General features: G+C 71.4%; 11 protein-coding genes and 1 pseudogene. 2 read left to right on the top strand and 10 right to left on the bottom strand.

The features are described 5' to 3' along the window. Positions 1 to 424: 424 nt before the first annotated feature. The gene (locus KDK95_RS27915) at positions 425 to 1,057 is read right to left on the bottom strand and encodes a hemerythrin domain-containing protein (RefSeq protein ID WP_249162016.1); all 633 of its coding nucleotides are present in this window, start codon (positions 1,055 to 1,057) and stop codon (positions 425 to 427) included. A gap of 116 nt (positions 1,058 to 1,173) precedes the next feature. Beyond that, a complete protein-coding gene (locus KDK95_RS27910) occupies positions 1,174 to 1,992 on the bottom strand; it encodes a SigB/SigF/SigG family RNA polymerase sigma factor (RefSeq protein WP_249162015.1) in 819 nt (272 codons plus the stop codon). A gap of 115 nt (positions 1,993 to 2,107) precedes the next feature. On the opposite strand from KDK95_RS27910, the gene KDK95_RS27905 reads away from it, so the two are divergent. Beyond that, on the top strand, positions 2,108 to 3,013 hold the full coding sequence (locus tag KDK95_RS27905) for a hypothetical protein (RefSeq protein ID WP_212521290.1): 906 nt from the start codon (positions 2,108 to 2,110) through the stop codon (positions 3,011 to 3,013). A gap of 272 nt (positions 3,014 to 3,285) precedes the next feature. On the opposite strand, the gene KDK95_RS27900 is transcribed toward KDK95_RS27905, so the two are convergent. The 6 genes from KDK95_RS27900 to KDK95_RS27875 all read right to left on the bottom strand — a co-directional run bounded on the left by KDK95_RS27900 (position 3,286) and on the right by KDK95_RS27875 (position 15,700). Further along, positions 3,286 to 4,521, bottom strand: coding sequence for an MFS transporter (locus KDK95_RS27900; protein ID WP_212521289.1), 1,236 nt, complete (start codon positions 4,519 to 4,521; stop codon positions 3,286 to 3,288). Positions 4,522 to 4,640: 119 nt separating this feature from the next. Continuing rightward, complete coding sequence (gene ccrA, locus KDK95_RS27895) at positions 4,641 to 5,990, bottom strand: crotonyl-CoA carboxylase/reductase (RefSeq protein ID WP_212521288.1); 1,350 nt, start codon at positions 5,988 to 5,990, stop codon at positions 4,641 to 4,643. A gap of 72 nt (positions 5,991 to 6,062) precedes the next feature. Beyond that, positions 6,063 to 7,304 carry an alpha/beta hydrolase gene (locus KDK95_RS27890; protein ID WP_212521287.1) on the bottom strand — a complete coding sequence of 414 codons (1,242 nt, stop codon included), beginning with the start codon at positions 7,302 to 7,304 and terminating at the stop codon, positions 6,063 to 6,065. A gap of 95 nt (positions 7,305 to 7,399) precedes the next feature. Next, the gene (locus tag KDK95_RS27885) at positions 7,400 to 11,800 is read right to left on the bottom strand and encodes a type I polyketide synthase (protein ID WP_212521286.1); all 4,401 of its coding nucleotides are present in this window, start codon (positions 11,798 to 11,800) and stop codon (positions 7,400 to 7,402) included. Further along, positions 11,800 to 13,749: a fatty acyl-AMP ligase gene (locus KDK95_RS27880; RefSeq protein ID WP_212521285.1), complete on the bottom strand. Its 1,950-nt coding sequence runs from the start codon at positions 13,747 to 13,749 to the stop codon at positions 11,800 to 11,802. Before KDK95_RS27880 ends, KDK95_RS27885 begins: the two co-directional genes overlap by 1 nt. Positions 13,750 to 14,221: 472 nt before the next feature. After that, complete coding sequence (locus KDK95_RS27875; RefSeq protein WP_212521284.1) at positions 14,222 to 15,700, bottom strand: ArnT family glycosyltransferase; 1,479 nt, start codon at positions 15,698 to 15,700, stop codon at positions 14,222 to 14,224. A gap of 407 nt (positions 15,701 to 16,107) precedes the next feature. Between KDK95_RS27875 and KDK95_RS27870 the strand changes: the two genes are divergently transcribed. Further along, positions 16,108 to 18,762 (top strand): alpha-L-arabinofuranosidase family protein, encoded by a 2,655-nt coding sequence (locus tag KDK95_RS27870; protein ID WP_212521283.1) that lies wholly within the window; start codon positions 16,108 to 16,110, stop codon positions 18,760 to 18,762. A gap of 171 nt (positions 18,763 to 18,933) precedes the next feature. Here the strand turns inward: KDK95_RS27870 and KDK95_RS27865 are convergent, their stop codons facing one another. Together KDK95_RS27865 and KDK95_RS27860 are read right to left on the bottom strand one after the other, a co-directional pair. Beyond that, on the bottom strand, positions 18,934 to 21,291 hold the full coding sequence (locus KDK95_RS27865) for an ATP-binding protein (RefSeq protein ID WP_212521282.1): 2,358 nt from the start codon (positions 21,289 to 21,291) through the stop codon (positions 18,934 to 18,936). A gap of 195 nt (positions 21,292 to 21,486) precedes the next feature. Further along, positions 21,487 to 21,618 (bottom strand): annotated as a pseudogene (locus tag KDK95_RS27860) (integrase core domain-containing protein); the annotation flags it as partial.

Here is a 21,618-nt window from a genome sequence, read left to right as displayed (position 1 = left end):
GGTGGGGTCCGGTCGTGGTGTTCTCCTCGCCTGGCACCGGAGGCGACCAGGAACCTGCCGGGGGTGCAAGCGGCGGCGGCTTGGGTGGTGCGTTTTTTCGCTGCGCCGCGTGCACCCCCGGCAGAACCCTGGTTGGGCTGCGCCTGCCAGGCGAGGAGAGCACCACGACCTCGGCGGGAGTGTGCGCGTGCCGCTCGACCGCAGGGCGCCTCCGTGTCCTTCTTTTTGCGGTCCTCTTCTCGATGGGGGATTTTTCACTTCCAGGCCTCGCACTCGGTCGCGCCGGTGCGAGAAATCCCCTCGCGCTGCGGCTGGTGCACCGCTTCAGTCGGCGGGAACTGCGTCGCGCCGGGGGCCAGGCCTGGGTTCGGTGGGATTCGATGGGGATTTTCGCTTCAGTCGGGTTCAGTCGGGTGCCTGGACGTCAGGTCGCATAGCCCTTGTGGTCCGCGCTCGGCTGTTCGGGCTGAGGTGTGCGGCGGTGCAGCAGGCCGCGTAGGCCGCGGCGCGGGCGCGCTGGGGCGGGCTCGTCCTCGGCGGGGTCGCGCTCGGGGCCGGAGCCGTTCGCGATCTTCCACTTGTCGCGCACGGCTTGGACGCCGGCGTGCAGCACGACGGCTACGCGGCGGCTCTCTGCGAGGGGGCAGGCGCGGATCAGGCCGGGGAGCAGTTCGGCGTCGTAGCGCTCGACGTGGTCCTGGACTCCGACGACTAGCTGGCCGATCAGCACGTCGCGCTCGTCGGCCGGTATGTCGGGCAGTTCGCAGCACTCGATCGTCCGCAGTACGGCGCGGTCCCGCAGCCGCTGCTTCTCGACCACGTAGCCCCCGTCGGGCAGGTGCCTGCGCATGGCCTGGTGGAGGTGCTTCTCCTCGGCGTGCACGTGGTAGGCGAAGCGCACGCAGGCGCTGTGCACGTAGGCGGCGCGTTCGTCGGGTGCCCCGGGCACGGCGCCGTCACCGGCGCGGGCGCCGAGCATGGAGATGCGCAGGATGAGCCGGTCTATCTCGTCGTGCTCACGGGCGATCTCCTTCGCCGCGTCATCCGGCTCCAGCATCACTGTCACCCGCCTCTCCACTCTGCGGCCCCGGCCGCCCGACACGCGTTTCCGGTGGTCGGAGACGGGTACCCGGCCGCACGCGGCCCATGCGCGGCACCCGTCTCCCCGCCTGCCTAGCCGAACCCCGCCCGCAGTTTCGCGAGCGTGCGCGCGATCAGCCTGGAGACCTGCATCTGCGAGATGCCGAGCCGCTGGCCGATCTCAACCTGCGTCATGCCGCGGAAATAGCGCATCGACAGCACCCTCCGCTCGCGCTCGCCGAGCCCGTCGATCAGCCCGCGCAGCACCTCGTGGTCGACGGCCTGCTCGTAGCCGGGGTCCTCTCCGCCGATCGTCTCGCCGAGGGAGGTCGCGCCGCCGTCGGCGCCGTCGCGGGCCACCGGGCGGTCCAGGGACGCGGTGCTGTAGGCCTCCGCGGCGTCCAGGGCCTCGACGACCTCCTCCGCCGGGATCCCCAGGTCCGCGGCGAGCTCGTTGATCGTCGGCGGGCGGCCGAGCCGCACGGTCAGCTCGTCGGCGGCCTTGTGCATGGCGCCGGTCAGCTCCTGCATGCGGCGCGGGACGTGGACGCACCAGGTCGCGTCGCGGAAATAGCGTTTGATCTCGCCGACGATCATCGGGGTCGCATAGCCGAGGAAGCCCGTGCCGTGCTCGGGATCGAAGTTGTCGACGGCCTTGACCAGGCCCAGGTACGCCACCTGCTCGAAGTCCTCGGACGTGCACCCGCGGGTGCTGTAGCGGCGGGCGATGCGCCGCGCGTAGCGCATGTGCTCCTCGACGACGAGCGCGCGCAGGCGCTCCCGCTCCGGGTCACCCGCCGGCAGCCCCACCATCAGGCGCAGCATGCGCATCGTCTGCGCGCGCTGCGTCTCGTGTCCGGCCGCGAGGGGCGGCCGGGGCGGGGAGATCTCGGGCTGTGCGCCGGTGACCATCACCCTCTCAACGCTACGCCTGTCGGGACGATCCGGACGATTCGGACGTCACGAAACGCGCTCATCCCGTCGGACGACTCGACCACGGCGGGTAGTCGGCTGCCAGAATGTCGGCATGGCAGTCGACGGGGATTTGAAGTCCCGGCTTCCTTACCCATTCAACGAAGATCTTTCGCCGGTTCTGCTCCGGCTCAACAGACGCACCGAGCGCGGACGGCGGCAGCTGGCCAACGATCCCGTGACGGCGGCGTACCTCGCCGCCGCGCTCCGCCTGGTCGAGCAGCGGATCGGCCCGCGCACCGCACCCGCCGACGCGGCGCACCCGGCGGCGGCGGAGCGCTCCTTCCTCGGATTCCTGACCCAGCGCGCCGTCGCGGCGGAGGTGGACCGCAATCCCGACCCACTCCCACGCCGCGGCAGCGTCTCGACCCTGCGCACGAGCTGGCGCACCCAGTCCGACTTCATCGCGGACCTGCTCGGCTTCGTGCTCTGGACGGGCTACTACCCGGCCTCGTACACGGGCCTGTGGGACGGCGGCGCGCAGCTGCTGGCCGAGGGCGCGGACTTCGCGGCGGCGATCGAGGAGGTGGCGTACCACGCGACCGACCACCTGCTCGCGATGGTCACCTTCCGGATCCAGCTCGCGGCCTCGATCGGCGCGCAGGACGACCCGGCCGTGCGCGCCGTCCTCGCGGCGAAGTACGAGCGCGGGCAGACGATCTGGGGCGGCATCTACACGCGCATGATGGCGGCGCGCGGGTTGCAACTCCGCGAGGGCATCAGCCTGGGCGAACTGGCGGACATCCTCACCGCGCTCGTCGAGGGCTGCGCCCTGCGGGCGATGGCGGAGGGCCCTGAGACGCGCGTGATGGATCCTCCCAGCAAACGCGGCCTGCTCAGTACCGCGGCCCTGGCGCTCGTCGCCGGCTGCATGGAGCCGAAGGGCAAGGAGGACGGGCGCAGCCTCGCGGCGTTGGTGAACGCGATGGCGGCCGACGGGGGCGAGGCGGGGCCCGGATAGTGCGAAGTCTGTGTGTATCGGAGCACGAGAGCACTCCCCACCAGCACCCTCGAACTCCGGACCCACACCTTCCCCTCCATCACCCCCACCGGGTTCGGACCAAGCCGGCGCCATCGGACGCGCGATCGTCCCATCGGCTCGGTCCCCTCCCCGCTCCGCGAAAGCCGGGAGGTCGTCACGCCGGCCCACACTTGCGGCGTTGACGTGGTGTCACCTTAAGGGCATGGCCCTCGGGGACATAGGTGCGCAACTGCGCGGTGGTGACGCGCGACTCAATCGCGCAGTGCGCGCCAGCCGACGATCACCGCTGCCGCCACGCAGATTCCTGAGACGGAGAAGCCGACGCGCGGTCCGGCGCCGTCGATCACCACGCCGACCGCGAATCCGGTGATCGGGAGCATTCCGGTCATCGCCATGCCCCACAGGCTCATCACGCGTCCTCGGAAGTCCGGGTCGCAGCGCAGCTGCGCGAGCGTGTTGGCGAGTGCGATGAACCAGATGGAACTCGCGCCGACGCAGACCATGCCCAGCAACGCGATCGCGGGCACCGGCGACCACGCGACCAGGAGCACCGAGGCGGCCGTGCACAGCGCCAGTATCCGAACCCTGCGACCCGTGGGCTCGGGCGACGCGGCGGCGAGCAGCGCCCCGGGCAGTCCGCCGACCCCGAAGGCCGCCATCATCGCGCCGTACCCGCCGCCACCCCAGTGCAGCGAGTCGCTGACCAGCGGAGGCAGCGCGATCCCCATGCTGAAGATCAGCCCGCTCGCGGTCGCCATCGGCAGCAGCGCCCGATAGAGCGGCGTACGCAGCGCGTACCGCAGCCCCTCGCGCGCGGCGCCCTTCTGCGAACGGCGCGTGCGCGCTCCCTCGGCGCTCGGCGTCCCCTGCATCCGCAGCAGCACCAGCAGCGGCGCCAGGTACGTCAGCGCGTTCACTCCGAAGCACGCGGCCGCCCCCGAGGTGGCCAGCAGCAGGCCGCCGAGGCCGGGGCCGACGACGCGCGAGGCGTTCAGCGCCACCTCCCACAGCCCGACCGCGCTCGCCACCGCCTCCCGGCCGACCAGGTCCACGACGTACACCTGCCGGGCGGGCGAATCGGCCGACGTCACGGCTCCGGATGCCAGCGAGATCGCGAGGATCAGCGGCAGCCCCAGCTCCCCGGCCGCCTGGAGGGCGAACAACGCCGCCGCGATCGCCATCATCAGCGCCTGCGTGACGATCAGCAGCCGCCGGCGATCGCAGCGATCGACCAGCGCCCCGGCCCACGCCCCGAGCACCAGCGACGGACCCCACGAGCACGCCGTCACCGCGCTGAGCCAGACCGCGCTGTGCGTGACCTGCAGAACGGTCCACGACAGCGCCACCGCCTGCGTCATCGTGCCCGAGGACGACGTCACCTGGCCCGCGAACCACCAGCGGAACGCCCGCCGCCGCAGCGCCCAGCTCATCCGCCCCAGCAGTCCGACCGGCTCCGGTCCGACGTCGGTCGGCACAGTCGTGGCCATGTAACCCCTCCTCAGCTGGTTTAGACCATACCGTGCAGCTCCTCGGCCTCGCACCATAGAAACGGTGTCGGCCGGACCCCGACGGGCCCGGCCGACACCCTGGTCCGGCTCAGTACGGATCAGACCTCGTGGTCGCGGAAGAGCCGCAGCCGCTCCTCGCCGATCTGCCCGCGCAGCAGGGGATCCTCGACGCCGAGTCCCTCCTCGGAGGCGAGGCAGAGCACGCCGACCTTGCCCTCGTGCTCGTTGCGCTGGACGGAGCGCGTCGCCTCGCCGACCGCGGCGAACGGATAGACGCGGGACAGGGTCGGGACGAGGATGCCAAGTTCGAGCAGCCGATTGGCCTCGACGGCCTCCTGGTAGTTGGCGCCGTGGCTGCCGATGATCCGCTTGACGCGCATCCAGAGGTGGCGGTTGTCGTAGTTGTGGGCGTAGCCGGTGCTGGACCCGCACGTGACGACGCTGCCGCCGCGCCGGGCGACGAAGACGGACGCGCCGAAGGTCTCCTTGCCGACGTGCTCGAACACGACGTGCGGGTCCTCGCCGACCTGCTTGCGGATGGCGGCGCCGAGGGAGCGCCAGCGTTCCATCTCGCCGGTCTCGTCAGTCCCGTCGGCGCAGTCGGTGAAGCCGATCTCCTGCCGGTTGATCACGTGACGGCAGCCCATCTTCTCGAGCAGCGCCGCCTTGCGCGCGTTGCCGACCACGCCGACGGGGATGCCGCCGGCACGCTGCACGAGTTGCACGGCGTAGCCGCCGAGGCCGCCGGTGGCTCCCCAGATCAGGACGACGTCACCCATCTTCATCCGGGCGCCGTGCTTTGAAATCAGCATCCGGTAGGCGGTGCCGAGGCACAGCGAGTTGCATGCGGCTTCCTCCCAGCTGAGGTGCCTGGGCTTGCGCATCAGCTGGGTGGCCTTGACGATCGCGTAGTCGCCGAAGGCGCCGTAGTTGGTCTCGAAGCCCCAGGCGAGGGTGCGGTCGGCGAGCAGGCCGTCCTGCTGCGCCGCGGGTTCCTGCTCGTCGATCGCGCCCGGGGTGACGACGACCTTGTCGCCGGCCTTCCAATGGCGCACCGCGGCTCCGACCCGGACGACGACGCCGGACGCGTCGGAACCGATGACGTGGAAGTCCTGGTCGTGCCGGGCGTCCCAGCCGCCGGCCCGCGCGACGTGCTTCAGGAACTGGAACGAGGGCAGCGGCTCGAACGTCGCGGACCACACGGTGTTGTAGTTCACCGCCGCCGCCATCACCGCGACGACGACCTCGTCGGGGGCGAGTTCGGGCATCGGCACCTCGCCGATGTGCAGCGTGCGGCGCACGTCCTTGTCCTGGACACCGCGGAAGATCTCCTGGTCCTCGCGCCGCAGGTAGGCCGCGCGGAACGTCTCGGGCAGCGGCGTGGCCGCCAGCTCCTCGCCGTCCGCGCCGGCCAGGACCGCCTCGGTGAGGGGGGTGTTCGTGTTCATGCCCGGATCTCTCCTCGTGGTGGTGATGGTTCTGCTGTGGTGCAGGGGTGTGATGCGCCGTCCGGCCGTTCGTCAGGACTGCAGGCCGAGCCCGGCGGCGAGCATCGGCCATGAGGCCGCGAACGTGCCCCTCCAGGAGGACCAGTTGTGCACGCCGCCGCTGTAGAAGTCGGACCGCACCGGGATGCCGAGCACGCCGAGCCGGTCGGCGAACGCGATGTTCTGCGGCTGGATCGCCTGCTCGAGGGTCTGTCCGAGCTGGACGTCCGAGGAGCCGGGCTTGACCCCTGACGTGCCCTTGCCGTCCCCGCAGGAGATGAACAGCGAGGTCCAGCGCAGGTTCACGGCATGCGCGTAGGGGTTGTCGTCGTTCCACAGCTGGACGTTGTGCAGCGGGTCGCCCCAGAGCGCGTCGGGCTGGATGTCCTCCCGCGCGACGATCGCGCGCATCACGGCGGGCATGCCGGGATACGTCGTGTTCAGCAGGCCGCTGTAGGAGGCCGCCGCGACGAACGTCCCCGGGTAGTGCGCGGACATCATGATCGCGCCGTAGCCGCCGGTGGACACGCCCGCGATCGCGCGCTTCGAGCTGGCGTTGAAGTCGCGCTTGAGCAGCTGCATCAGCTCGACGGCGTCGAAGGTCTCGTAGTCGGGAGTCTGCTTGCCGCCGTTCCACCAGCGGGTCGGGATGCCGGTCGGGCCGTCCTCGGGCATCACGACGACGACGCTCTTGTCGGCGACGAAGGACTCGATGTCGGTCTCCCGCGTCCACGCCGTGTAGTCGTCGTGCGCGCCGTGCAGCAGGTAGAGGACCGGCCACGTCACACCGTTCGGGTCCGCGCCCCAGTTCTCGGGCACGATGATCCGCACAGGCACGATCGCGCCGACCGCGAACGAGCCGACCCTCAGATCGGCCATCCGCGGGTCGAGCCAGGTCTCTGACTGGATGAAAGAGCCGTCGTCGGCGGTGCCGCCCGGCGGGGGGACGGAGATCGGCACGGGGGTGGACGACGTGGCGGACGGCGTCGGCGAAGACACGGGAGGTGCGGCGGCGGGTGCCGCGGCTGCGGACGTGGAGGCCGCCGGGGTTGCGCCGCCGACAGCGGGAGCTGCGGCAGACGTCGGTACCGCGGACGTGCCCTGAGACGGGATCGAGGGCGCGGCGGCGTGTGCAGGTGGTGTTCCGGGGCGTGTCCCGGGGTGCGCGGTGCGCGACACGGAGGTGGGCGGTACCGCGAAGCGCGGTGCGGCGGCCGCGGCGGGGGCGGGGCCGACCCCGTCGATGTACGCGGCCGTGACCAGCAAAGCGGTCATGGACAGCGTGACGACGGAGGCCAATGCCCAGAGCGGGCGTGGCGATGCGGAAGGCATGGCTGCAGGGGTCTTCCTTGTCTCCGGAGGGGTCCGGCTCAGGCGCCGCGCAGGTCGGCGTCGAGCCGGCGGGCGAGGACATCCACGACCGGTGGGTCGAGGAGACTCAAGTGGTGGCCCGGGAGCGGGCTGATCGTGAGGTCGGGGCACAGCGAGTCCCAGCCGAGGGCCGGGTCGGTGCGCTCGTAGCGCGGATCGCGGACGGTGTGCGGGGCGACCTCGCTGGCGCGGTAGAGCAGAGTGCGGCCCGCGTACGGCTGCGGGATGTGGCGTTCGGCGCTGCGCAGATCGAGGAACGAGTCCCGCTGGTGTTCGAGGGCCGTCGGCGGCAGGTCGGCGGTCTGCCTGAGGGCTTCTACGACCGTGGCGATCTGGCCGGCGTCGTCGAGCTCTCGCATCTGCCCGTACGGGAGGTTGAGCGGACTGCCGTACGCCTCCTCGATGTAGGCGGCGAACTCGCGGTAGCGCCGAAGCAGCATCTTCCGGACGTCCTGGCCGGGTTCGGGCAGTGGCAGCACCGTGTCGATGAGAACCAGGGCGCTGACGGTGCCGTGCTCGGACAGCAGTCGGGCGACCTCCTGGCCGACGGCGCCGCCGAAGGACCAGCCGCCGACCGCCCACGGTCCGTCGGGGTCGCGCTCGCGGATGATGCGCGCGTACACGGCGGCCTTTTCCGTCACCTCGGCGGCTTCCGTGTCGGGGAGTCGTTCGAGCCCGAAGACCGGTTGGTCGGCGTCGAGGCGGTCGACGAGGCCGCGGTAGACGGCCGACGAGCCCCCGGCCGGGTGGATCAGGTACAGCGGAGGCCTGCCGCCTTCCGCGCGCAGAACGCGGATCGGGCCTTCGACGGGCGTCTCCAGCAGGGGCCGGATCAGGTCCGCAAGCGCGCCGACACTCGGCGCGTCGTCGAACTCCAGCCGCGGCGGCGGCGTGCCGATCCGTTCGGCGAGGACGCCGACGAACTCAGCCGCGAGATTCTTATCCCTCGTCAGAGCCGTGAGCGGCGCGATCACGTCGGCAACGCGGTCGCCGCTGACATCGGCCCACACCTGTGCGATGAGGCGCTCGGTGGCGTCGCGGGGCCTGACGCCGCTCTTGGCCGGTTTGCCTGCCGAGGCGTCGGAAAGCAGCTCGGAAACCGTGGCGATCGTGCCCTCGCGCAGCACGGCCTTCGGCGGCAGCGCGACGCCGAATTCGTGCTCGACCATCGCGAGGACGCGTACGGCGTGCAGCGAGTCGAGGCCGAGTTCGGTCAGCGGGGTTGAGTCTCCGATGCACTGCGGCGAGTAACCCATGACCTGCGAGACGATCAGCCGCAGGCGGTCGCGGACGTCGTCCGACGGAGCGGCATCGGCCGTCGCGGAGGCGTGTGGCTCCAGTGCCGCGGGTTGCGGCGATTCGGCCTGCGACGCGACCGGCTCGCGCGGGTCGACGTCGACCCAGAAGCGCCGGTGTCGCCAGCGCGGCGAGGGCACGTCGACGACGCGGGCTCCCGGGTGCAGGGCATTGCGCGCGACGGCGGGTTCGATGGAGCCGCGCATCAGCAGGGCGGCCGCGGAGAGGCGGAAGGTGACGGATTCGTCGGTGTCGCGGCGCAGGGTCGGCAGGACGAGCGCGTCGGTGACTCCGGCTGCGCGCAGCGTCTCGTTCATCGGGTACAGCTGCGTCGGATGCGGCGAGACCTCGACGAAGACACGGAATCCGTCCGCGGCGGCGGCGGTGATCGCCTGCTGGAACCTGACCGGGTCGCGCAGGTTGCGAACCCAGTAACCGGTATCGAAATCCGGCACCGCTCGCGGGTCCTCGAGGACCGTCGAGTAGACGCGGCAGTCAGGGCTCTTGTGCGTGATCTCGCCGAGCTCCTTGGCCAGCTGATCGAGCAGCGGGTCGACGTGCGCGGTGTGCCCGGCTGCCGCGGCGCGGAGGGATCTGGCGTTACCGCCGTCCGCCGTGACCCGCTCGACCAGGCGCTCGACGTCCTCGGCACTACCGGCGACGACGCACTGCCGCGGAGACGAATGGACAGCGATGCAGATGCTGTCGAGCCCGTCCTCGGCCACGACCTCGATCTCGTCGCGGCTCCGGTCGACGACGGCCATGGCGCCGCCGGAGAGTCCGTCGAGCAGCTTGGAACGCTCGACCATGATCCGCACGCCGGTCTCCTCATCGATGGCGCCGGCGACGACGGCCGCCGCGACCTCGCCCATCGAGTGGCCGACGACGGCTGCGGGGCGAAGGCCGTGTGCGCGCCAGAGGTCGGCGAGCGCGACCTGGATGCCGAAGATCGCGGGAAGCACGACGGGGGCGCAGTCCAGCTTCGCGTCGGGTTCGAATGCCGCACGGAGCGAGATCCCGCCGTGCCGCAGCATCAGCGGTTCGATGCGGTCGATCGCGGCGGCGAACGCGGGCTCGGAGTCGAGCAAGCGGCGCGCCATGCCAGGCCACTGCGAGCCGTAGCCGGAGAACACCCAGACCGCGCCGGTGTTCGCGGCGGCGGGCTGTTGACCCGAAAGGGTCGCCGGGTGCGGGCGGCCCTCGCTCAGATGGATGAGAGCTTCGGCCACCTGCTCACTCGTGCGGGCTACGACGGCTGCCTGCCGAGGGCCCTTGCCGATGCGGCCGAGCAGCGTGTGCGCGACGTCGATCGGTCGGCTGCGTACGCCGGGTTCGGTGCGCAGCCAGGCGGCGAGCCGTCCGGCCTCCTCGCGCAGCCGGTCGTCCGACGCGGCGTCGAGTACGAGCATCGCGGGTTGCGGCTCGCCGCCCAAGGCGGGTTTCGCCACCGGATCGGCGAGCGGGGTGGACGGACGGTACTCCTGCACGAGGACGTGCGCATTGGTGCCGCCGAACCCGAACGCCGACACGCCGGCCGTCGCGGTGCCCGAATAGCGCGGCCACGGCTCGGCCTCGGTGACCACGCGCAGGCCGTCGGCGTCGAAGTCGATGTGCGGGCTGGGTTCGGAGAAGTGCAGCTGCGGCGGCACGTTCCCGTGATGCAGCGCCAGCACGGTCTTGATGAGCCCTGCGATGCCGGCGGCCGCCTCGAGGTGCCCGAGGTTGGTCTTCACCGAGCCGATCAGCAGCGGCTGGTCCGGGGCGCGTCCGGCGCCGAGGACCGCACCGAGCGCGCCGGCCTCGACCGGGTCGCCGAGCGGGGTTCCGGTGCCGTGCGTCTCGACATAGTCGAGTTCGGCGGGCCGAACCGGGCCGCCCTCGGCGTACACCTGGGCGAGCAGCGCGCGCTGCGCCTCGGCGTTCGGCGCGATCAGGCCGTTGGAGCGGCCGTCCGAATTCACAGCCGTGCCCCGGATCACGGCGAGCACCCGGTCCCCGGCCCGCTCGGCGTCGGCGAGGCGTCGCAGCACGACGACGCCGCAGCCCTCGGCACGCACCATGCCGTTCGCGGCGGCGTCGAAAGCCTTGCAGCGGCCGTCCGGCGCGAGCGCGCCCGCGCGCTGGAAGGCGAGCGTCACCGCCGGAGAGAGCAGGGCGTTGACCCCGGCTGCGAGCGCGGTCTCGCACTCCCCCGCGAGCAGGCTGCGTACCGCGTGGTGCACGGCCACGAGCGAGGAGGAGCACGCGGTGTCTACCGCCATGCTCGGGCCGCGCAGGTCGAGCACGTAGGACAGCCGGTTCGCGGCAATGCTCAGCGCGGCGCCGGACGGGGTCCACGCATCGACGCGGGAGAGGTCGGCCGTCGTCAGCCGGAAGTACTCGCTGCCGCTGATGCCGACGAACACGCCGGTTCTGGTGCCGGCCAGCGAGCAGGCGGGTATCGCGGCGTGATCCAGCGCCTCGTGCGCGACTTCCAGCAGCAGCCGCTGCTGCGGATCCATCGCGGCTGCCTCGACCGGCGGGATGCCGAAGAACTCGGCGTCGAATCCGGCGATGTCGTCGAGGAAGCCGCCGTGCCGCCGGACCTCGTCGAGCGTCGGATCCCCGTCCGCGGCGAAGCCGTCCCACCGGCCGCCGGGCACCGTGCCGACCGCATCGCCGCCCTCGCGGAGCAGCCGCCAGAACTCGTCTGGCGAGGAGATCGATCCGGGGAGCCGGCAGCCGATGCCGACGACGGCGATCGCGGTGCCGCCGCGACCCTCCGGAGGAGTGGTCGTCGAGGCGGCCTGCGCCGTAGGCCCGGCGTCGGGCGCCGTCTGCGCGCGGATGTGCCGCGCGAGCAGTTCCAGGGTCGGGGCTTCCCACAGCACCGTCGCCGGGAGAGCCACCTCGGCCAGCTCGCTCAGCTCGGCCGCGAGGGTGACGGCGTCGCGGGAGGTGAGTCCGAGCTCGGCGAGCGGCCGGTCTCCGGTCACCCAGCTCGGGTCGATTCCGTACCACTCGTGCAGACGCGCGAGTACGTGGCGCCGCACGGCGAGGTCGAGTTCCGCGGTGTCCCCGTCCGCGTGCAGTCCGAAGCCGTCGGCGCTCTCGACGTGGCCCATCAGTTGCGTCCCTTCGTGTATTCGCCGCGCAGGTAGGCCGCCTTGCAGGCGCTGCGTGAGACCTTGCCGCTGGAGGTTCGCGGGATGGTTCCCGGCGATACGAGCACGAGGCGGTCGAGGTGCAGGCCATGGGTTCCGGCGACCCGCGCGCGCACGGTGTGCTCGATGGAGCTCGAGGGTTCGGCCGCGGCCAAAGCCTCTTGTTTCATCCGGTCCCTGCGACGCTCGGCGACGGCCACCACGACCTCGCCGTCTTCGCCGGGGACGGCGAACACCGCCGCGCGCTCGCGCCGATCCGCGCCGAGCGCCGCGTGCACGGTCTCCTCGACGTCCTGCGGGTAGTGGTTGCGGCCGTCGATGATCAGCAGATCCTTGAGACGCCCGGTGACCAGCAGCCGCCCGTCGTGGATCGCGCCCAGATCGCCGGTCCGCAGCCACGGCTGCTCGCCGGTCCCGGGCAGGATCGCACCGAAGACCTCCGCGGACTGCTCGCTGCGCTTCCAGTAGCCGAGGCCGACGTTCGCGCCGCGCACGAGGATCTCGCCGACGGAGTCGTCGGGCAGGACGCGCAGCCCGCCGGGTTCGACGATCCGCACCTCCTGGCCGACCGGCGTGCCGCAGGCGACGAGGGTGGTGACGGCGTCGCCGGACGAGGTGTGATCGGCGTGAGTGGCTTGACCGGCGTCAGCGGCGTGACCGACGTGAGCAGCGTCAGCGGCGTGACCGGCGTCAGCGGCGTGACCGGCGTCAGTGGCGTCAGCAGCGCAAGAAGGATCAGCAGCGTCAGCGGCATGAGCAGCATGAGCGGCATGAGCAGCGTGAGCGGCGGTCGCCGGAACGATGCGGCCTTCGGCGAAGGCGGCGCGGTCGCAGGTGACCTCGTGCGGCGCGGTGCCGGCACCGTCGGCGGCCACGAACACGGTCGCCTCCGCCAATCCGTAGGACGGGCAGAGCATCTCCGGGCGCAGGCCGGTTCCGGCGAACGCCGTGGCGAAGGCCCGCAGCGTGCGCGGGCGGACCGGCTCGGCGCCGTTGGCGAGGCCGTGGAGCCGGTCGAGTCTCAGGTCGGCGACCGTCTCCGGCCGCACCTTGCTGACGCAGTAGTCGTAGGCGAAGTTCGGCGCGGCTGCGAAAACGCCGGGGTGCGCGCCGATCAGCCGCAGCCAGCGCTCCGGACGGGCCAGGAAGGCGACCGGATCCATCAGCACACTGGCGATGCCGCCGACGATCGGCATGCAGATGTTCACCACGAGACCCATGTCGTGGAACAGCGGCAGCCAACTGACGACCGTCGACGCGGGGAAGCGGGCGCGCACCTGGTTCGCGTTCCGCACGACGTTCTCGTGCGAGATCATCACCCCGGCCGGGCTGCGCGTGGAGCCCGACGTGTACTGCAGATACGCGATGTCGCCGGGCTCCGGATCCGGCCACTCGGCCGCCGTTCGCGCACCCGTCAGCGGCTGCGACGCATCGACGCGGACCAGGGGCATGTCGCGGTAGCCGTGCGCATCCTCGTCGAGGTACGCGCGCGCGGCGGCGGCACTCGACCCGGAGACCAGCGCGCACGCCGGTTCGCAGTCTTCGAGCACCGCGGCGACGCGATTCGCGTGACCCGGCTGGTTGGTCGGGAACAGCGGCACCGCGATGACGCCGGCGGTCAGGCATCCGAGGAAGGCGGCGACGTAGTCGAGTCCTTGCGGCATCAGCAATACGGCCCGGTCCCCCGGCTGCGCGACCTCGCGCACCTGCGAGGCCACCACCCGGGCGCGGTCGTAGAGCCGGCCCCACGTCAAGCTGCGGGAGCGCCCGCCGGAGCGCAGATCCGGGTAGTCCACGAACGTGAACGCCCGCTGGTGCGCCTGCCGCGCGGCGAGCTCGCGGAGCCGTCCGGGCAGGGAACGCTGCTCGGAGTCGGGCTCCGGAACAGGCAGGGATCGGAACTGCGGCATGCTGGCTCCAGGAAAACAGACCGACGGGTCTCAAGCTCCGGCCGGTCAGACGGCTGATATGGTGATGCCGAAGTGTGATCTTCGACCTCACTTACCAACTAAAGGCTTATGGGCGGCGCGGCGCGCGCGCTGAAGATCCAAACGGGTCATGTACGCCCCCGAACGGGATGCAGCTGAAAATGAAAACGGCCGCAGATAACCGAGGCGAGGGGAATCGGAACACGCTGGCCGGGCGACGACGATGAAAATGAAAACGATCGCAGATAGCTGTGGCCGTTGAGACAAAGCACGGCGGCGGAAGACCGAAGGCCGATGAAAATGAAAACGGTCGCAGACAACTGTGGTGGACAGGGCACGGCCGATAGCCGATGAAAATGAAAATGGCCGCGGATAACCGCAGCCGGAAAAGTTGGATCGGCGTATTGCCGGGCCTGAGTTCTTCAGGGCCGGCTGACGCCCGCCATCTGCTCCATCATGGCTGGTACATGCGGGCCCAGATCTGCGACCAGGTTCCGCGCGGCTCGGCGCACAACCAGATCGGCACGCCCTGGTTGGCGGCCTCCGCGTCGACGTGGGCCAGGCGGACGGTGGAGACCTGATGCACCGAGCCGAAGAAACGGCCGATCGTGTTGCGGTCGCTGCCGACATAGAGCACCTCGCGGGTCGCGGCAGGGGGCTGTCCCATGTACCAGTAGCCGCGTTCGACGCCGTAGGCGCGCGGCAGGCCGTCCCCGCGGCCGAAGACGTCGAGGGCACTGGCCTGCCAGTACGTGTCGCCGACGACGACGGTGTGCGCGCGAACGCCGGCGGGCAGGCGCTCGTAGGCGGCCGCGGTCGTCAGCGCGAGTTGCGGCCAGCCGATGCTGCTCACGGGCAGGTAGTCGACCAGGGCGGAACCGGTGAACGGGCTGTCGGGCCGGACCGGCAGCGCGAGGTAGAGCGCGAGCGCCGCGGAGACCAGAAACGCGGGCCACGTCGGCACCCAGCGCCACCAACGTGCGGGCATCCGGCGCTCGATGCGCGTGCCCGAGGCGGCGAACAGTACCGAGTAGAGACCGGAGAAGTAGTAGTAGCGGCCCGCAGAAACGAGGAAGACGACCGTGACGACGAGGCAGGCCCAGCCGAACAGCCGGTAGTCGCGCAGTTCGGGCGCGCGCATCAGGGCGTAGCAGCCGTGGAAGACCAGGAACGCGCCGACGAAGGCGCCGGCGGTCAGCACGGCAAGCGGCAGGATCGCCAGCCGACCGCCCCACGCGTGGTCCACCTGGCTGGACACCACCTTGCTCATCAGCAGGTAGGGCCAGCCGTGGCTCTGCTGCCAGATGAGGGTGGGGAGCGTGATCAGGACCGTGGTCGCGGCGCCGGCCCAGAGCAGCGGGCGACGGAGGATCTCGCGCGGGCCGGCGAGCAGGGCGCCGACGGCCAACCCGAGCCAGAGCACGACGATCAGGAACTTGGCCTGCATCGCGACGGCGGTGGCCAGGCCGGTGCAGAGCAGGAGCCGGTCATCGCGCGTGCGCACCCAGCGGGCCACCAGCCAGCTGACGAGGACCCAGCAGAACGGGTCGATCGTGCAGGTCATCAGGAGGTGTCCGGTGCCCAGGAGCTGCGGGGAGACCGCGAACGCCGCGGCGGCGACGGTCTGCGCCCGCCGGCCGCCGCCGAACTCCCGGGCGATCAGGGCGCTGAGCACCACGCCGAGGACGGTCAGCAGCATCGCGGGCAGCCGCATCACGACGACCGAGCCGGGGGCGAGCAGGTCGAGGTACCTGGCCAGCTGCGGCAGCAGCCACGGATTGTCGGCGTAGCCCCAGGCCCGGTGGTAGCGGCCGGAGGCGAGAAAGTAGAGCTCGTCGCCGAAGTAGCCGAACCGGCCGCTCACCGCCGTCAGCACGACCCCCGTCGCCGCCGCGATCGCGAGCACCGGCCCGCGCGCGAAGGGCGCGGTCACGCGTCGGCCGCAAATGTCGACATTGTCACGCATCGAAGTATTCACGGCCGCGGCAGGAGGCCGCAGCGGAACGGGGCCGAACGGGGGTATCCGGTCCCCGGCGATGGAGTGTGAACGCTATCAGTCACCGAAGGTGATCTCTTGACACCTCGGGTGTTGACGCTAACATTCCCCATGCGAGGCGACGGAGCCCCCACCTGCCAGGCTCCGCGCGCCTCACGTACCAGAGGCCTTATACCCGAGGCCTGTCATCACTGCCGCAGGTCAGGAGGCTGAACCCGCTCCCCGACCGGCGCATTCCCCGCCCGCTCGGCCTCTTGCCCACCGCCGGATCCGCACTCCGCCGCGGCCGAGCGGATGTTAGCGCTCACGATTGCTCACCCCTCTCACCCAGGGAGTAACACGCGATGAATGACAACGGAGTCTCCCGGCGCGTCGTGCTGCGCGGCACCACGCTGGGCATCCTGGGCGCCGCCGCGCTGCCCGCCGGCGACGTGCTGCTCGGCGCCGGGACCGCCGCCGCGGACAGCGCGCTGGCGCTGACGATCGACTCGGCGAATCCGGGCCACACCGTCAGCCCCGAGCTGTTCGGCGCCTTCTTCGAGGAGATCAACTACGCCGGCGTCGGCGGCCTCTACGCGGAGCTCATCCGCAACCGCACCTTCATGGACCCGAACACGCCGACCGCCTGGTACACGGCCGACCAGATACCGCGGGTGGCCGGGAAGTTCGGCAACGCCGTGCAGCTCGGCGGCGGCAGCCCGGCGCAGTACGTGCTGCTGCCCGAGGGCATCGTCGACGGCCTGACCGACTTCACGATCGCGGCGTGGGTGAATCCGTCCTCGATCAGCCAGTGGATGCGGGTCTTCGACTTCGGTACCGGCGAAACCGACTACATGTTCCTGTCGATCGACGCCGGGGCCACGCCGCGCTTCTCCATCACGCTGGACAGCTACTACGCGGAGCAGCAGCTCAACGCGCCCGCCGCGCTGCCCGCCGGCACCTGGAGCCACCTGGCCGTGACCCTCTCCGGCACCACCGCGACCCTCTACGTCAACGGGGTCGCGGTCGACACGAACACGTCGATGACGCTCAACCCGTCGAGCCTGCCGCACACCACGCAGAACTACGTCGGCCGTTCGCAGTGGTCCCCCGACCCGTACCTCAGCGGCTCCGTCGACGAGTTCCAGATCTACGACCGCGCGCTGACCGCCGCCGAGGTCGCCTCACTCCAGACCTCCGCCGGCGGCTCGGCGGGCGGCGGCAACGTCGCCTGGTACCGGTTCGACGAGGCGAAGGGCGCGACCGCCGTCGACTCCTCGGGCAAGGGCAACGACGCCACCATCGAACTGTTCGCCACCGACTGGACCGAGGTCTCCGACGGCGGCGCGTCGGCCACCCCGGTGCTCGACAGCGGCGTCGGCCTCAACAGCGCCCTGACCCGCTCGCTGCGCGTCGACTTCAGCGCGGTCGGCGCCGGGCAGCGCGCCGGCATGGCGAACGGCGGCTACTTCGGCGTGCCGATCGTGCCGGGCCAGACCTACCGCGTGTCCTTCTTCGCGAAGGCGACCGCGGGCTTCGACGCCCCGCTGACCATCGCCCTGGAGTCCGCGGACGGTTCGACCTCGTATGCCACGGCCGCGGTCGGCGGCGTCTCCGGCGACTGGCGGCGGTTCCAGACCGTGCTGCGGGTGCCCAAGAGCGCGACCGAGTCGACCGGCGGCCGGTTCGTGATCGGCGTGGACAACCGCTCGGGCAACGCCGCGCCGGTGCCGTCCGGCTCCTCCCTCTGGCTGCAGGTCGTCTCGCTCTTCCCGCCGACGTACCGCAACCGGCCCAACGGCCTGCGACCCGACCTCGTCGACCTGCTGCAGAACATGCGCCCCGGCATCCTGCGGTTCCCCGGCGGCAACTACGTCGAGGGCAGCACGCTCGCCACGCGCTGGGACTGGAAGACGACGATCGGCCCGGTGTGGGAGCGCCCCGGCCACGAGAACTCGGCGTGGGGCTACTTCTCCGACGACGGCCTCGGCCTGCTCGAGTACCTGCAGCTCGCGGAGGACCTGGGCGCGACCCCGGTGCTCGGCGTGTGGGCGGGCTACACGCTGAACGGCACGGTGGTCGCGGAGGCCGACCTGGCGCCCTACGTGCAGGACGCGCTGGACCTCGTCGAGTACGTGACCGGCCCGATCACCTCGACCTGGGGCGCCAAGCGCGCCGCAGACGGCCACCCGGCGCCGTTCACGGCGCCGTATCTGGAGATCGGCAACGAGGACTGGATCGACGGCAGCGGCAGCTACGACAAATACCGCTACGCGGCCTTCTACGACGCCCTGAAGGCGGCGTACCCCGACATCAAGCTGATCGCGACGACCAAGGTCACCTCGCGGCCGATGGACGTGCTCGACCTGCACTACTACGAGAGCGAGTCCTGGTTCGAGTCGGCGTCGACCATGTTCGACTCCTACGACCGCAGCGGCCCTCAGATTTTCGTGGGCGAATACGCCGGCACCGCGAGCGCCGGCTCGCTGCCGACCGGCTTCCTCGGCAACTCGCTCGGCGAGGCCGCGTTCATGACCGGCCTGGAGCGCAACTCCGACATCGTGCACATGAGCTCGTACGCGCCCCTGTTCGCGAACTACGGCCACACGCAGTGGAACCCGAACCTGATCGGCTACAACCAGATCGAGAGCTACGGCTCGACTTCGTACTACGTGCAGCAGATGTTCTCCACCAACATCGGCGACAAGGTCGTCCCGATCACCGCCTCGGCGACGGGCCTCTACTCCTCGGCCACCATCGACAGCCGCACCGGCCGGGTGTACGTCAAGCTCGTCAACCCCTCCGCCGCCGCCGTGGCCACGCAGCTCGCCTTCACCGGCCACACCGGCCGGCTGGCGAAGGTCGAAGTCCTCGCCAACCCCGACGACACCGTGGGCAACACCCTGGCGGCGCCTGACGCCATCACCCCGACCCGCTCGAAGCTGACCGGCTCCGCCGGCGTGTTCACCTACACCGCCCCCGCCAACTCCCTCACGGTCCTGATCGTCGAGCCGAGCTGACCCAGCGCGCCCCGGCATTACCGCGCCACCGCGCCGCCGCGCCACCGCGCCACCGGACCAACGCATCACCACACCACCGCCCCACCGCACCACCGACCGTCGGAATCGGCCGACCGGGCCACGCGCCCGGCAGCCGACCCGGCGGCCGCCCTCGCTCCGCCGTCCCCGGGGTCAGCCGATCCCGAGGACGGCGGAGAGCCGATCTCCCGCGGAGTGCGCGGCCGGCTCGTCGAAGCCCTTGAACAGTTCCAGGGACTCCGTGCGGGCCGCCCGCGCGTCGCGGGAGCGGCCGAGCCGCTCCATGGTCTCCGCGAACCGCTCCAGGCTGAGGGCGAGGAACCAGCGGTCCCCGATCTCCCGGGAGATGTCGATGGACAGCTCGTGGGAGACGCGGGCCGACGTGAGGATCCCGCGCTCGTGGTGCAGCACCGCGACGCGTTCGAGCACGCGCGCCTCGCCGCCGCGGTCTCCGGCGAGCCGGGCGTGGTCGAGCGCTTTCTGATAGGCCGTCATCGCATCGTCGTACCGGCGGTTGCCCTGCAGCACGACGGCCAGCTCCAGCATCGTGCGGCCCTGCAGGAACGCGTCCGTGGTCCGCTTCGCCTGCGTGACCGCCTCGATCGCGTGCGGCAGCGCCTTGTCCATCCGGCGCGAGGCCCGCAGGACCCTGCTCAGGTTCCACAGCGAGTCCGCGATCCCGAGGGACCACGCGTGGTCACGGTGGATCGCGAGCGCCTCCTGGGCCATCGTCCGTGCCTCGGGCAGCCGTCCGAGTTCGAGCATGCACTCGGCGAGGTTGCCGCGGTTCCTCGCATAGATGCTCCGCTCCCCCAGCCCCTCGGCGAGCGCGATGGTCTCCTCGATGTAGGGCACGAGGCTGCCCCAGTCGCGACGGTGGTACATCTCCAGCGAGCGGGTCGTCCGGCCGATCGCCTCACGATAGCGGTCACCGAGTTCCTGCCAGATCGCAATCGCCGCGTCGTACGCCTCCACCCGCGCCTCGCGCTGGCCGAAGTAGCTGTAGCCGTGGGCCAATCCGTCGAGGATGGTGCCCTCCGCACGCAGATCCCCCAGGTTGCGCGTCGCTTGCAGCGCCATGTCCAGCACCGCGAATCCGGCGTCGCGGCGATCGGCCTGGAGGAAGACCAGGCGCACGGTCGCGGCCAGCTGCCAGACCAATTCGCGGTATCCGCACTCGGCGGCCGACTCGATCGCCGCGACGATGTTGGCCCACTCCTGCTCGTACCACAGGCTGGCCGTGCGGCGGTCGAGGATCTCCGGCACGCCGGTGGCCGCTCCGGACAGCTCGATGTCCATCGGGAAGTGGTTGCTGTGGTCCATGAACTGGCTCGCGTCGTACGAACCCTGCAGGTACCACCCGAGCACGCGCCGCCGGGCCGCCTCGATCTCCTCGGCGCTCTCCTGCGCCTCGGCGCGGTCCTTCGCGTACGCGTTGACCAGGTCGTGCATCCGGTATCGGCGCGCGCACGACTGCTCGACCAGGTGGGCGTCGGTGAGGACTTCCATCGCGGCCCGCGCCTCGTCCGGGGTGACGCCGGCCAGCGCCGCGGCCGCCTCGATCCGCAGGTCAGGTCCGGGATGCAGGCCGAGCAGCCGGAAGAAGCGGGCCGTCGCCGGGGGCAGCGCGTAGTACGACCAGGCGAAGACGCTGTGCACCGCTTCGGCCTCGTTGCCGTTCTCCATCGAGAGCGCCCGCCAGCGCTCTGTGGAGTCGCGCAGCGCGGCCAGCAGGTCGGCGAGCGGGGTCATCGGGCGGTGGGCCGCGCGCTGGGCCGCGATGCGCAGCGCGAGCGGCAGCTGGGCGCAGGCGACGGCGAGATCGCCGAGGTCGGCGTCGTCGTCGGCCCGGTCCTGCAGCATGTCGCGCAGCAGGCTGACGGCGTCCTGGTGGCGCAGCGGCTCCAGGGTCAGGTATCCGGCGCCCTCGATGCCGGCCAGGCGGTTGCGGCTGGTGATGACGACGACGCAGTCGCCGTTTCCGGGCAGCAGCGGGCGCACCTGCGCGGCGGTGGCCGCGTTGTCCAGCACCACCAGGACCCTGCGGTCGGCGAGCAGGCTCCGGTACAGGCACTCCTTCTCCTGCAGGTCGGGCGGCACGCGGCTGTCCGGGATGCCGAGGGCGCGCAGGAACCGGTCGAGCACGCGCGTGGTGAACTCCGGGTGCTCGACCGAGTAGCCGCACAGGTCCGCGTAGAGCTGGCCGTCGGGGAATCCGGCGCGCACGCGGTGCGCCCAGCGCAGGGCGAGCGAGGTCTTCCCGGTCCCGGCCATCCCCGAGACGACCGCGATCGTGCGGCCGGCGGGGTCCGCGTCCGTACCCGGCTCCAGCATCCGGTCCAGCCAGCGCAGCTGCTCCTCGCGGCCGACGAGCCCGCGCACGTCGTGCGGCAGCTGCCGCGGCACCGGAAGCGCGGACCGGCCGCCCGGCGCGTGATGCACGACCGATCCGTGCACGGCGCCCACCTGGATCACGTCCCTGGCGCCTCCGTCCACCCCGTTCCGCGTCACACCGGGAGCGTGCACACCTTCGTCACCGTCGGCCCCCTGCGGCACATCCACGCTGCTCAACGCTGCCCCTTCGCACCGAGTCGCCCGCCGTTGCCGGGCCCTTCATCACAGCACACTGATGCGGCCTTCGGCGCGGAAACGCCGGTCCTCACCGAACGCCGACCGGATCGTTACCGGGACGTGGCCGACGCGGCGCTAGCTGTTCTGTCCTGTGAGGTTGGGTACGCGGCTGGCGGGTGGTTGGCCTTTGAGCGCGGTGTGTGCTCGGTGATGGTTGTAGATGTGCAGCCAGGGGTCAAGCGCGGCGCGTCGTTCGGATTCTGAGGC

It is taken from the genome of Actinospica acidithermotolerans, from assembly GCF_018139625.1.
GTDB lineage: Bacteria > Actinomycetota > Actinomycetes > Streptomycetales > Catenulisporaceae > Actinospica > Actinospica acidithermotolerans.
This window is presented reverse-complemented; position numbering and strand designations above follow the sequence as displayed.

Bases quoted from the DNA above. Each gene is read 5' to 3' on its own strand.
- KDK95_RS27915 (WP_249162016.1), bottom strand. From the start codon at position 1,057: ATGCTGGAGCCGGATGACGCGGCGAAGGAGATCGCCCGTGAGCACGAC.
- KDK95_RS27910 (WP_249162015.1), bottom strand. From the start codon at position 1,992: ATGGTCACCGGCGCACAGCCCGAGATCTCCCCGCCCCGGCCGCCCCTC.
- KDK95_RS27905 (WP_212521290.1), top strand. From the start codon at position 2,108: ATGGCAGTCGACGGGGATTTGAAGTCCCGGCTTCCTTACCCATTCAAC.
- KDK95_RS27900 (WP_212521289.1), bottom strand. From the start codon at position 4,521: ATGGCCACGACTGTGCCGACCGACGTCGGACCGGAGCCGGTCGGACTG.
- ccrA (WP_212521288.1), bottom strand. From the start codon at position 5,990: ATGAACACGAACACCCCCCTCACCGAGGCGGTCCTGGCCGGCGCGGAC.
- KDK95_RS27890 (WP_212521287.1), bottom strand. From the start codon at position 7,304: ATGACCGCTTTGCTGGTCACGGCCGCGTACATCGACGGGGTCGGCCCC.
- KDK95_RS27885 (WP_212521286.1), bottom strand. From the start codon at position 11,800: ATGGGCCACGTCGAGAGCGCCGACGGCTTCGGACTGCACGCGGACGGG.
- KDK95_RS27880 (WP_212521285.1), bottom strand. From the start codon at position 13,749: ATGCCGCAGTTCCGATCCCTGCCTGTTCCGGAGCCCGACTCCGAGCAG.
- KDK95_RS27870 (WP_212521283.1), top strand. From the start codon at position 16,108: ATGAATGACAACGGAGTCTCCCGGCGCGTCGTGCTGCGCGGCACCACG.